This is a genomic window from Sulfolobus sp. B1, assembly GCF_007050195.1.
Lineage (GTDB): Archaea > Thermoproteota > Thermoprotei_A > Sulfolobales > Sulfolobaceae > Saccharolobus.
On the sequence record NZ_QIMI01000005.1, the window covers coordinates 1 to 12,388 of the forward strand.

Annotated in this window: 12 protein-coding genes; 7 read left to right on the forward strand and 5 right to left on the reverse strand. The window is 34.4% G+C overall.

Annotation, left to right across the window (positions count from 1 at the left end):
* Positions 1-435, forward strand: a 435-nt coding sequence (locus DMP16_RS00715; RefSeq protein ID WP_143576822.1) for a DUF72 domain-containing protein, incomplete at its 5' end; no start/stop codon positions are given.
* Between the two features lie 274 nt (positions 436-709).
* The gene (locus DMP16_RS00720; RefSeq protein ID WP_143576823.1) at positions 710-1,948 is read left to right on the forward strand and encodes an FAD/NAD(P)-binding oxidoreductase; all 1,239 of its coding nucleotides are present in this window, start codon (positions 710-712) and stop codon (positions 1,946-1,948) included.
* 5 nt (positions 1,949-1,953) lie between these two features.
* On the opposite strand, the gene DMP16_RS00725 is transcribed toward DMP16_RS00720, so the two are convergent.
* Together DMP16_RS00725 and DMP16_RS00730 are read right to left on the reverse strand one after the other, a co-directional pair.
* Positions 1,954-2,787 (reverse strand): ABC transporter permease, encoded by an 834-nt coding sequence (locus DMP16_RS00725; protein ID WP_069283376.1) that lies wholly within the window; start codon positions 2,785-2,787, stop codon positions 1,954-1,956.
* Positions 2,780-3,673, reverse strand: a complete 894-nt coding sequence (locus DMP16_RS00730) for an ABC transporter ATP-binding protein (protein WP_069283379.1) — start codon at positions 3,671-3,673, stop codon at positions 2,780-2,782. The genes DMP16_RS00725 and DMP16_RS00730 overlap by 8 nt, the downstream gene beginning before the upstream one ends.
* 60 nt (positions 3,674-3,733) lie before the next feature.
* Between DMP16_RS00730 and DMP16_RS00735 the strand changes: the two genes are divergently transcribed.
* From DMP16_RS00735 to DMP16_RS00755, 5 genes are all read left to right on the forward strand, one after another.
* Positions 3,734-4,579: a hypothetical protein gene (locus DMP16_RS00735; RefSeq protein ID WP_069283381.1), complete on the forward strand. Its 846-nt coding sequence runs from the start codon at positions 3,734-3,736 to the stop codon at positions 4,577-4,579.
* Between the two features lie 261 nt (positions 4,580-4,840).
* The gene (locus tag DMP16_RS00740; RefSeq protein WP_069283382.1) at positions 4,841-5,650 is read left to right on the forward strand and encodes an amidohydrolase family protein; all 810 of its coding nucleotides are present in this window, start codon (positions 4,841-4,843) and stop codon (positions 5,648-5,650) included.
* Positions 5,651-5,701: 51 nt separating this feature from the next.
* Positions 5,702-6,565 (forward strand): fumarylacetoacetate hydrolase family protein, encoded by an 864-nt coding sequence (locus DMP16_RS00745; RefSeq protein ID WP_069283385.1) that lies wholly within the window; start codon positions 5,702-5,704, stop codon positions 6,563-6,565.
* A 128-nt stretch (positions 6,566-6,693) separates the two neighbouring features.
* Positions 6,694-7,986 (forward strand): NAD(P)/FAD-dependent oxidoreductase, encoded by a 1,293-nt coding sequence (locus DMP16_RS00750; protein WP_069283390.1) that lies wholly within the window; start codon positions 6,694-6,696, stop codon positions 7,984-7,986.
* A gap of 4 nt (positions 7,987-7,990) precedes the next feature.
* On the forward strand, positions 7,991-9,097 hold the full coding sequence (locus DMP16_RS00755; RefSeq protein WP_255446753.1) for a hypothetical protein: 1,107 nt from the start codon (positions 7,991-7,993) through the stop codon (positions 9,095-9,097).
* Positions 9,098-9,726: 629 nt separating this feature from the next.
* On the opposite strand, the gene sucD is transcribed toward DMP16_RS00755, so the two are convergent.
* The 3 genes from sucD to DMP16_RS00770 form a co-directional block, all read right to left on the reverse strand.
* Positions 9,727-10,578 (reverse strand): succinate--CoA ligase subunit alpha, encoded by an 852-nt coding sequence (sucD, locus tag DMP16_RS00760; protein WP_083216373.1) that lies wholly within the window; start codon positions 10,576-10,578, stop codon positions 9,727-9,729.
* A complete protein-coding gene (locus DMP16_RS00765) occupies positions 10,575-11,588 on the reverse strand; it encodes a succinate--CoA ligase subunit beta (RefSeq protein ID WP_069283392.1) in 1,014 nt (337 codons plus the stop codon). Before DMP16_RS00765 ends, sucD begins: the two co-directional genes overlap by 4 nt.
* Before the next feature lie 75 nt (positions 11,589-11,663).
* A complete protein-coding gene (locus DMP16_RS00770) occupies positions 11,664-12,332 on the reverse strand; it encodes a DNA endonuclease III (protein WP_069283398.1) in 669 nt (222 codons plus the stop codon).
* Between the last annotated feature and the right edge of the window lie 56 nt (positions 12,333-12,388).

A 12,388-nucleotide genomic window follows, 5' to 3' on the forward strand; every position in this document is an offset into this window, starting at 1 on the left:
ATAACGTTATCGGAAGCTAAGACACTTGGATCAAGGATAATTATATTTCAATCACCCACATCATTCTCCCATACTGATGAAAATATTAGAAGAGTAATTGATTACTTTTCCACTTTGGATAAAAGTTTCATTTATGGTTGGGAACCCAGAGGTTCTTGGAGTGAGCATGCAATTATGAGAATTATTCAAGAGACAAACATAGTTCACGTCGTAGACCCATTTAAACATAAATCTTTAACTAAATTTAAGTACTACAGACTTCACGGAATAGGTAAAGGTGAGGTCAATTATTCTTACAAGTATACTGATGAGGATTTAAGTAGATTAAAGGAAATGGTAATAAACGAGAGAGGTGAAGTTTACGTACTCTTTAATAATGTTCACTCATTTGATGATGCATTAAAATTTAAAACACTCTTTTTATCTAAACAGTGATGTGGACGTAACTTAGTATCTTTTTATCTGCGTCAAGAGTATTATCTAAATCGGCAGTCTCAACATGTTTATATATTAATATGGGACAAAGGTTACAATGTGATGAAAGCCTTGCCCTTTAGGGTGGAGAAAAGGTCAGAAAATGAAGAAAAACTTTAGGGTGGAGGTCAGTAATCGTACTATTCTTAGCAAGTTTCAATTTTATTAGAAATAGTTCAAATAAATAAGTTACGGGAAATAAGAATTAAATATGCGTTATCCCAGATATATTAGTATGGACAAAAGATGCGAGTACTTAATTATAGGAAGTGGAATAGCGGGATATAATGCACTTAAAGAGTTGACTAAGATTAAACCCACTTCAAAGGTGATTATAGTATCAAGCGACAGATATTATCCATACGATAGACCACCATTGTCTAAACACTATTTAAGAGGAAAGTTTCCTAGAGAAAAACTATTTTTCGAGAAAGAGGAGTTTTATCGTAGAGAAAACTTAGAGGTAATATTACAAAGAAGCGTTACTAAAATAGACAAGAACGAGAAGGTTGCCGTATTAGATAACGGCGATAATATATATTTTGAAAAGGCATTGATTTCGACTGGGGGGAGTCATAGAAAATTAAACCTACCGGGAGAGAACTTGAGAGGAGTGCACTACTTAAGGACGTTAGACGATGCTGACTCAATAAGAGATGATGTAAGTAAAAGTAAAACTGCTTTAATTGTCGGAGGTGGATTCATAGGAATGGAGGTAGCGTCTAGTTTAACAATGTTAGGAGTGAAAGTTACTGTGATTGAGGTTAAAAGTTATATTTGGAATACCTTTGTGGATGAAAAAATTTCAAGATTCATACAGCAGTATTTTGAAAGTAAGGGAGTAAATTTCATTCTAAATGAAAGTGTGAAAGAATTCCAAGGGGATAAAATGGTAAAGGCTGGTGTAACTAGTGGTGGGAAAAGAATAGATGCAGATTTAGTATTATTAGCTGTAGGAATTTCACCTAATCTAGATATAGCTCAGAAAAGCGGAATTGATACGGGCAATGGAATTATAGCTAATGAGTATTTAGAGACAAGTGCTAAGGATATTTATACTGCGGGAGATGTCGCAAACATCTATGACCCTATTGAGAAGAGGAGAAAGAGAATAGAACACTGGAATAACGCTGAATATACGGGGAAATTAGCTGCTAGAAATATGGCTGGTTCTCATGAACAATATAATTTCGTATCATCAATATGGTCAGATATATTTGACTTACACATAGAATCAGCGGGAGAGACTACCAATTATGACGAATACATTATAAGAGGCAAGTTTGAGATAACAAAGCCTAACTTTAATGTAATTTACTTAAAGGATGGTCTGGTCAAAGGTTATCTAGCAATTAATAGAGAATATGATGAGTTAGACGTACTAAACAAATTAATAGAAAAGGGAATAGATATATCGAACAAGAAATCGTCATTAGCTGATGAAAACTTTGACTTGAAGAGTCTGTTACAATAAACTTTTCAACTTACCTTTTTCGGAATATCTCTATTTAAGAAACTGAAATAGGCTAATATTAGGGGAATTAATGAGTAAAGTAAAATGGAAACAATGGCTAAAAATAAGTTATTATTAATTGGTGGAAATATGTTTAAACCCTTGACTATTGTAGAAAACGGCGAGGATTGAAGCAGAATGAATGGTAATTCTGTTGCCCCCCACGTTGGTAAGTATATTGATATATTCTCGTAAGCTGGATTGTGAGTAAATTGTGAGACGAAGAATAGCACGTTAGTGATTATTATACTTGCTATTAGTACGAAACCGCTAATAGTAAAGGATAGGTTACTTCTCCTTAATACTTCTCCTATTACGAAAGCCATGTTCAAGAAAACTAAAGTAGAAAATATCACAGACCCTATTACCTCTGGTAATAAGAAAAGGTACTTTTGATACCCAAATAAAACAAAAGACATAACTACGGCTACTACGATCATCAACACATATATAAGCGTTAATAAAATAAGAGATCCTAGGAACTTTTCGGTTATGAATCTATACCTAGATATAGGTTTAGATATGAAATAATCTACGGTACCTTGTTCATATTCCTCTGCCATTGAGCCAGACGATATAGAAATTGCGAGAAAGTGAATTAGAATAACTTGAGGTAATAGTGCTCCTAATGCCCACAAGTATGGGGATAATGGAATTATTAAAGTTTTTAAGGATTTTGACGGAGCTAAGTATATTGCCAGGTAGATGCCGAGTTCAAATATGAATGAGATAATAGTTAGCACTATGACTTTTCTCCTCGCTATTGCCCTTCTCATCTCATATAATGTTATCTCAAACACTCTTCAACGCCCTCTTATACGCTTCCTCTATATCTAAATCTAGATAATAGCCTTTTACTCTTATCCCGTTAAGTATCATTGACTTCAGTAACTCCTCTCTTCTATCCTCAAGCATCTTTATAACTAGTTTGTTTTCACCTTCTTCATAAACGTTAGTGACGTAATTTATATCTTGTAGAAGTCTCTTAGCCTCATTAACGTCACTGGTTTCTACTATCACTTGGATACCTAAGAACTTCTTTACCATGTCTTCAACACTTCCTTGAAATATGATTTCTCCTCTATATATCATGTAGATGTAATCAGAAAGCTTTTTCACTTCTTCCATTTCGTGAGATGTCATTAATATAGAAATACCTTCTTTCTTAAGATTTGTAAGAATATCCCTAAATTTTAGTGAAAATATTGGGTCTACCCCCATATAAGGCTCGTCGAGGATTAGGACACTTGGATCCCCTAATAACGCCTCAGCTATTGCTATTCTCTGAACCATACCTTTACTGTATTTTATAATTGGTGTATTTGAAGAGTTTTCCATTTCAACTAACTCTAGAACCCTCTTAACCTGATCTTTATTAATCCCCTTTATCTTAGCCGAAAGTTCAAGTAATTGCTTAGCCGTTAGAAATGGAGGATAGTTCGGTATTTCTTGTACGTAACCTACTTCTCTAAAAACCCCCTTATATTTAAAAGGGTTTTTCCCTAATATTTCAACCTCTCCTCCATCCGGCTTAATTAGTGTTAGTAAAATTCTAATTAAAGTAGTCTTTCCTGCACCATTTGGTCCTATAAGGGAGACGATTTTCCCTTTATTTACCTCCAATGAGACTTTATTCAATGCTACTTTGCTTCCATATCTCTTCACAACGTTTCTCACTGATATCATATCCTAATGTTAAAGAACAAAGGAAAAAATATTTATTAATAGATGAGATAAAGGGTGAATATGAACTACAAAATACCTATTATTTTAGCAATTATTATAATGATAGCTGTGGTCGCTGGCGTTTTAGCCTACGCTAATTCTCACAATACCAATAACGGTAGTGATAATAATTTCCATTATGTCAGTCTCGGCGTTATTCATTTATATAATACGTCGCCATTAATTGCTTTCATACAAAACTATTATAACAATAGTAACATATCATTATTACCTCAAATTATAGGCAATGGCACTTTTAACATCATTTCATTTAATAATACTCAAGCCTTAATAGGATATGTTAAGGCTGTTGGTCCACTTTCCTCATTAGCGTTTTATGCCATTAATGAGACCTTGGTAAAACATGGATTTACTTACGCTCAATATAAGTCTTTGTTGTATGATTATAAGAATAATACTGCTATAGGATTTGACGGATATTACTTCTATTTAGTGAAAGACAACTCTTCCACTAATACAACTATTTATCTACTAAAGTACTTATACGTCTCACCAAAAATCTTTGCGTCACAACCCTCTAAAGATATAATAATTTATGGTACATACAATAACACTAACTTCAAATTAATAGCTAATTCTTCTATCGTATTAATGAAATCAAATTACACAATAGGAAACATGTTTAGCAATTTAACTAAAATATTCAAATTCTTTAATATAACCATAGGAAACTTTTCCGCTACTGGGAAAGTAGTCTATAAGAATTCTAGTGTAATAGTTTACTCTGTAAATTCAACGTATGATGGTAAAGAACTTTACGTAATGTTAGGAATAAGTAATAATCAAGAAGTAACTATTTTATCCACTAGCCCAATAAGTGTTAATGAAGTACTAAATGAGTTATGATAATTCTAGAACTTTTTTTGGTTTTTCTTCCTTAGCATAATTATTCAATGAACTATTACTCGATTTTGAATGATTCTTCATTTTCAATAACTTTAGACCACTTTATACTGACTTCCTACATGCCCTAAAAGGTCGAGTATCCTCCTCATTAACTAGGGGATACGTTTAAAGATGAGGCTTTTCTTTAAATGAAAATATCTGTTTATTTTTATCTGTTTATCAAGAATAAATTTAAATACTAATTTATTTATCTTTTCTATTATGATTAAAGTAGTTGACGCTCACGTACATTATCATATTTACGCTGGGAAAATACCTAAACATTGTGAGGAGTTCCTAGAGAACGTTAAGGAAACGAGGATGAGTCTCCGTAACGATGAGGTGGAGATTGAGAAAATCTTATTAGTCCCATCCCATCCATGTTACTCCGAAGAGTGTTATGACGGCTTCTATATAGACTACGAGGAGAGAAAAAGAAATCCAGAAATCTATTTGCAATGGGGAGAGGTTAATCCATTAACGTGTGATGTTAGACATGAGCTAGAAAGGCAATACTCTTTGGGAATCATTGGCATAAAATTACATCCTCCTCATCACGGTTTCAAACCTAATGCGTATAGGGAGGAAGAGGGTGGTTTAAAGGAATTACTTTATGTTTATGAATTCGCGGAAGATCACGATTTACCGGTAATGATACATACTGGCACTAGCATAGGTGTGAGAAGTAGGAACAAATATGCTGATCCCATTTACGTTGACGATGTAGCAAAGGATTTTCCGAGGCTTAAAATAATCCTAGCACATGCTGGGAGACCAATTTGGTACTCTTCCGCATTTTACATGGCTAAGCATATCAGTAACGTTTATCTAGAGATATCTTCGATACCTCCAAAAAACATTCTTAACGTATTACCAAATTTAGAAGAAATATCTAGTAAGGTTATCTATGGGAGTGATTTTCCTGCATTCAAAGGTCAAGACTTAGCTGATTATGCCTCACAAGTGTATAAGGTCATTAGAGACGATAGAATAATGAGTTCGAATATAAAGAGGTTAATAAAGATTAAATAAAACTGGTTATATGTTTAACTTTTTTCTTGAAACTCCATTCTTTCTAAATAAATGACAAAATATTTGGCCTTTCAACTAGAGGGGGAGAGGAAGTTAGGTGTAGTGGAAGGGAATTATGTGCATGAGATAGATGACTTTGATAAGGAGGCGAAGGGAAGAGCGTATAGGTTAGATGAGGTCATTTTTGATGTACCGGTAATACCATCTGCCATAATTTGCACGTTGGTAAATACACCTCGGATGTTAGGCGTTGAGAGAAAGGATGAGGCTAAGGAGATGGTGAAAAGCCCCAAATTCTTCTTAAAACTACCTAATATTATAACTGCCCATAAGAAAGCAATTATATCACCTAAGGATGCAATAAGACCAGAAGTAGAAATAGCAGTAATTATAAAGAAGAAAATGAAAGAGGTAAAAAATAAAGATGAGTTGTACGATTATATTCTGGGATTCTCTGTCTTCAATGATATCACATATCCGCCTGGTTTAAAAGAAGATTCTTATTACGCTTATAGGAGAGATCCTGCAGATGGAAAGGTTAAAAAGATGTTAATGAGAGGAACTCACTTCAGAAATAAGGTTAGAGACACATTCGCTCCTCTAGGCCCTTATATTGTAACTAAAGATGAAGTAGGTGACATTAACTCATTAGGTATGAGAAGTTACTACGATGGTAAATTAATACAAGATGGCAATTCAGAGGATTTCATATTTAGTATTGAAGAAATATTATTAGAATTATCGAAGATCGTAACAATACCACCTATGAGTGTAGTGACAAGCGGTAGTGTAGGATACGTTAATGTGGAGGATCAATCTGAATTCCATTTAAAACCAATAAGTAACGCATTAATGGTAGCTGAGATAGAGAATATAGGCAGACTAGAAAATCCTACTATTGTTGATTACCAGTGACTTCCTCATCGCCCTAAAGAGTGAGGTTTGTCATTCTTTCATGATTAAAGTTTTTAAAAAGCGTTTTTTATGGGAAAGACTTATTATATGTTGTAAGATAAATCATACTTGTTTTATGGGTGAATTTTTTGAAAAAATATGATGTAATCATAATCGGTGGAGGGCATAATGGTTTAATAGCGTCAATTTATCTGGCTATGAACGGCTTGAAAACAATTGTTTTAGAAAGAAGGGAAAAATTGGGAGGTATGGCAGATACAGATGAGTACAAAGGAGTTAAGTTCTCTAAAGCAGCTTATGTATTGGGACTTTTACCGGATAAAATAAAAACTGAAATCTCAGTAGACTTTCCTACTATTAATTCAGATTATATAGAAATTTTTGTTACTGAAAGAAAAAATATAATAAAGGTTTGGAGAGAAAAGGAAAAGAGGATAAAGGAATTTGAGAAGATTGGAGAGAAAAACTATAGAAAATTAGATGATTTCATATTAGATTCTAAAAGGTTACTAGAGGAAAGATTTACGTATGTTACGAGACCACCTACTATTGAGGAAGTTAAGGAAAGTAATAGTATGTTATTGGAGGAGACTGAGAAAGTTTTAAGAGAGTATTTAGATAATTTCGAGGAATTGTATCCAATATTCTCTTATGATTTCATACTTAATATGCCAGCATATCTATTCATTTACTTTTTCTCAACACAATGGAAAATCGTGAAAGGAGGTATGGGAACTGTAGGTAGAGTATTAGCTAATAGGGCAAGGGAATTAGGAGTAGACATTTTCACAAATTCCGAAGTCTCAGAGATATTAATAAAGGACAATTCTGTAAAAGGGGTAAAGCTCAGTAACGGGAAGATAATAGAGAGTAATAACATAATATTTACTGGAAATCCAGTATTATTAGAAAAATTGACCAACAATGAAATCAAGATGGAACTACCATTGTATCGCGCAGGTTACGGTAGATATAACATCATACTTAGGGATAACTTAAAAGTCAATGAACCATTAAAACCAGACTATTTTGACAGCCTAATAGTCTTACCTCAAGGAGAAATAACTCTTCCCTCAGCTGTAGATAATTCGTTGGGTGGTGACGTGATGACTTTAATGGGAAGTATTGAAGGATTAGAAGATTTCTTTCCGGATATAAAAGAAAAGACATTACATATTGATAAGGTAAATTGGAAAGTCGTAGAAAGTTTGTACAATAATCCTGGAGGGAACCCTAACCATTTGCCTCTTTCCCTTATTTTTAACGATAGACCTAAGAAAGGATGGGGATATAGAACGCCAATAAAAGGATTGTATATTGGTGGATCTGGAGCTTATCCAGGTGGACAAGTCACTGGAGTTCCAGGTAGGAATGCAGCTTTTGCCGTTTTGGAAGATGTGAGGAAAAATATTAAATATTAATAAGATGAAACTGGAAAGGATGAAGAAAGGCATTAGGTCGAAAAGAAAAAGTTTATTATTAGTTAGTTTATTGGCAACGTTAGTTCTAACGTCCTCATTTGCCTTACTATCTTACTCCTTACCTACTAATATTTTAGGGTTTTTACCCTTAGGCACTACGATAAATTATAACATCTATGAAACTACTTCACGTATAGGTACTTACGTTACATTTAATATCAGTCTTAACTTGAAATGGAACGGAACAGCTTTTCAAGTAAGTGGAAAATCAGTAGTTCACACTATACCTCAAATAAATTCGAACACTACAATAGAAAACGTAAGTGGAGCTTATCCCTATCCATTAAGTATGTGGAGCTATATTGTTTCTGCGGGAACTCCTAACGGTTTCTTAGCGCCAAATCAAGTCTTCACCTCATATAACGGGATACCTGCAATAGAATTCACTGATTATAATAATTACACGTATTTCTCATTACAATATATGATACCTTTAAAAAGCTACTACTACGTTAACCTAAATCCCCAATTAAACGTAACGTTCAGCTCACTAATTGAGATGAAAAACGCAGATTTATCCTTTTACGTTGGCTCTTATAAGGTTTACAGTGTTTCATTCAATTATGCTTATGATAACTATCCCGTTACCTTGAATTTTCTAGTAGCATCCCCTGATGCCGAGATTCACATAGTGAACTACTCTAATCTTTTAGGCTTTAACATAATAGGCAAAGATTTTGTAGCATTACTTGTTCCTATAACGACGTTCAATGACATGTTCGGTATCGGAAAATTCATCTATAATAATTCTGCTTATTTCGTAGCCTTCACTTATAACGCCACTTCAACATATTTTAATACGTCAAATCCCTTGGTAGGATCTTACATCCCTGGAACTAATTATTACATGATATCAGTACCAAGCTCAGCTAATCTCACCATAGTTTTCAACAACTACTACACGCCAAAGATAAACGGAACTGTTATAAATCCTACTGCTACCGTGAGTACTGAAGACATTGGAAATACATTTTCTCCTCTCTATATAATCTCAGTAGTGATTATAGTAGCTATTGTATCATTTATAACGTATAAACTTAGAAGGAAATAAAGTGTAGTTTTACGATAAAAAATCTAAACTTCCTCTCCAAATATAGTGAAGCTTTGCTTACTTTCCGACAATAAAATGTTGACCCTCGCCCTTCAATGCTGGGTAAAAGTTCTTATTTTCGGTAAAGGAATGTTATTGAGGGGAGGAAGATCCAAAAGGGGCTAAACTTGTGTATATCTCCTCCTTTAACACATATCTCCCAAGTCCCAAGGAGGGCTTCTTCACCCAAGGCATAGGGTCAATTTGGCTGAAGATGCAGCCAATGGTCTACTGCTGGACGAATGGGGTGAGTGCTAAGAGCCCATTAGCTATGAAGTGTTGAAGGTGGGAAACCTGTGAACCGCCCTAAGGTAACCTTCTGCATTTATAGCTGAGAGGGGTCAGTTCTCACCTAGCCATCTCTCTCTTTATAAATTTCTGCCTTCATTTAATAAATAAAACCATAAAATTTGTGTTATCTCAAGAGATTTCGAATCTTTTCATTATGCTTTAAGACAATAAACACTCTGCCTTCTCGTCCTAAAGGGCGAGATTTTACTCATTTTGTAAAAACGTGAACATGAAGATAAAACCCAGAAAATTAAATGGAAAATGTTATGATGAGTATATAGGAGTTAATAAAAAAATTGTTATGATGATATTAATTTAACTATATCGTATGGCGTGTTAGCTACTGGTATGCCAGCTTCTTTGAACGCCTTTATTTTACTTTCGAAAGTGCCCATTCCCATATAAACTACAGCTCCTGCATGTCCCATTCTTTTCTCCCTAGGAGCAGTCATTCCAGCTATGTAAGCAACTACCTTTTTCTTTATTTCTCCCTTCTTGTAAGCTTCAGCCAATCTCTCTTCCATAGTTCCTCCTATTTCACCTATTACAATTATCTTCTCAGTCTCAGGATCTTGATCAAATAATCTTACTACATCAAGTATAGAAGTGCCTATTATAGGATCCCCTCCTATTCCTATAACAGTTGATTGTCCCATGCCATGATTCTTAATTAATTCTGAAACTTCATAGGTTAGTGTTCCAGACCTAGATACTATCCCTATCTTACCTTTCTTGAATGATCTAGCCGGTAATATTCCTATCAACGTCTCTTCTGGCACTATGATTCCGGGGCAGTTTGGTCCAATTATCCTTGTACCTCTATTCTTACCATACTTAACTAACCTAGCCATATCTAACACTGGTATATGCTCAGTTATTATTACTAATACCTTAACACCAGCGTCTATTGCTTCATACGCAGCATCTACTGCATATCTAGCTGGAACAAATATTATTGAAGCCTCAGCGTCATGTTCCTTCATTGCCTCTTTCATAGTATCGTAAACTGGAACTCCTTGAACTTCAGTACCACCTTTTCCGGGCGTAACTCCAGCTACTATCTTAGTACCATACCTCAGCATTTGTTGGGTATGGAATGAGCCTTCTTTTCCCGTTATACCTTGAACTATTACCTTAGTATTCTTGTTCACGAGCGTACCGCATCACCTATCATTTTTAATACATCATCATATACGTTTATTCCATTTTTCCTTAATATCTCCTTTCCTTGTTCTTCATTCGTACCTAAAAGTCTTACGAATATAGGTTTTTTAACGATTTTTAGTGCATCAACTATTCCTAACGCTACCTCATCACATCTAGTAATTCCACCGTAAATATTAATAACTATCTTCTTCACCCTGGGATTACTTCCAACCCTTACAACACTATCTTTAACGTGCTCCCTATTAGCTCCACCTCCTACATCTAAGAAGTCAGCTGGATTACCTCCGCTCAACTTCACTAAATCCATAGTAGCCATTGTTAAACCAGCGCCATTACCTATTATACCTATATCTCCCTCTAATTCTACATACGTATCACGTGGTTCTTGTCTACCTAACTCTTTCAATAAATCCTCATGCCTATATAATGCATTATCCTCGAGAATTACTTTAGAGTCTAAAGCTAATAATCTTCCATCATTCGTTAACGCTAACGGATTGATCTCGACTAATTCAGCGTCGTATTCCACGAACAGCTTATATAGCCCATTAATAATTGGGGAGAGTCCCTTAACACCTAGATATTTTTCCGCCTCTACTATATCATAACTTCTTACACCCCTCTCTAAAGGTATAATTATTTTCTTCACATCCTTAGCCTGTTCAACATCAATTCCACCTTCTCTCGACAACACTAGCATCGGTTCTCCGCTTTCTCTGTCTAGTAAAACTGAAGCGTAAAATTCTTTCTCATGTGGAACAAATTCTTCTATAAGGAATTTTTCAACTCCAAGTTTCTTTAACTCTAATATAGTATTATATACATCTTCAGTAACCCTTACTAACCCTCTCTTTCCCCTTGCACCCTCTAACAATTGCGATTTCACTACTGCTTTACCTTCCCACTTAATAGGTTCAGAAGTTACTACACCATTGGGTATAGGTATTCCAACCCTCTTAAAAAGAGCCTTACCCTCATATTCGTACAACTTCATAAGAGAATAGTCTATTCAGTGGAATTTAAACATTCCTATAATATACTTAAATTTTGTAAAAGTACTTAAACATACTTATTTCATCGCATAATTACATATATCCTTTAGGATACAATTATCACACTTTGGCTCCTTAAAACAAAACGCTCTTCCAACCGTTACTATACCCGCATGAAAAAGTTTATACTCAAAAATGCCTTTCCTTAGGTTATTTTCAACCATTGTTTTAACTTCTCTTTTATTATTCAATTCTCTACCAAATAATCTGGACAAAACTCTTTTCCCGTATTCTGAGGGAGGAAAATGCAATTTATGCCCAGCAAATAATAAAATAGAATCTGCTGTTTCCTCGCCTACACCATCTATACTTAGTAGAATATCCCTATCATACAACTTCTCTAGACTACCTAAGTCTATTGTTATCTTCGCTAAGTACTTTAATCTTTTAACCTTTGTTCTATAGAAATTAATACTTTTAAAGAGAGAATATAATTCTTCATCACTTGTCATATATAATTTTTCAAAATTAGTTAGTCCAACCTCTCTCATCGATTGTATCACTCTCTTAACGTTTTCCCATCTAGACATTTGAACCAAAATAGCAGATATTATTATTTCTTCCGCACTCTTCAAACCGTCCCACCATTCATAAGAGTAAGGTGAAGAAACTATCCAGCCCTTCTTCCTTAATAATTCCTTCTCCTTAAGAAAAATGTCTAGCATTAGCTCAAAACTTTCTCTCATATTAATACAAACATTTCAACCAGTTTTAAGTTGATCTTTAAAGAGTATCTGAATAC

Coding starts and splice junctions, on each gene's coding strand:
- DMP16_RS00765 (WP_069283392.1), bottom strand. CDS start 11,588: ATGAAGTTGTACGAATATGAGGGTAAGGCTCTTTTTAAGAGGGTTGGA.
- DMP16_RS00730 (WP_069283379.1), bottom strand. CDS start 3,673: ATGATATCAGTGAGAAACGTTGTGAAGAGATATGGAAGCAAAGTAGCA.
- DMP16_RS00740 (WP_069283382.1), top strand. CDS start 4,841: ATGATTAAAGTAGTTGACGCTCACGTACATTATCATATTTACGCTGGG.
- DMP16_RS00735 (WP_069283381.1), top strand. CDS start 3,734: ATGAACTACAAAATACCTATTATTTTAGCAATTATTATAATGATAGCT.
- DMP16_RS00770 (WP_069283398.1), bottom strand. CDS start 12,332: ATGAGAGAAAGTTTTGAGCTAATGCTAGACATTTTTCTTAAGGAGAAG.
- DMP16_RS00720 (WP_143576823.1), top strand. CDS start 710: ATGGACAAAAGATGCGAGTACTTAATTATAGGAAGTGGAATAGCGGGA.
- DMP16_RS00745 (WP_069283385.1), top strand. CDS start 5,702: ATGACAAAATATTTGGCCTTTCAACTAGAGGGGGAGAGGAAGTTAGGT.
- DMP16_RS00755 (WP_255446753.1), top strand. CDS start 7,991: ATGAAACTGGAAAGGATGAAGAAAGGCATTAGGTCGAAAAGAAAAAGT.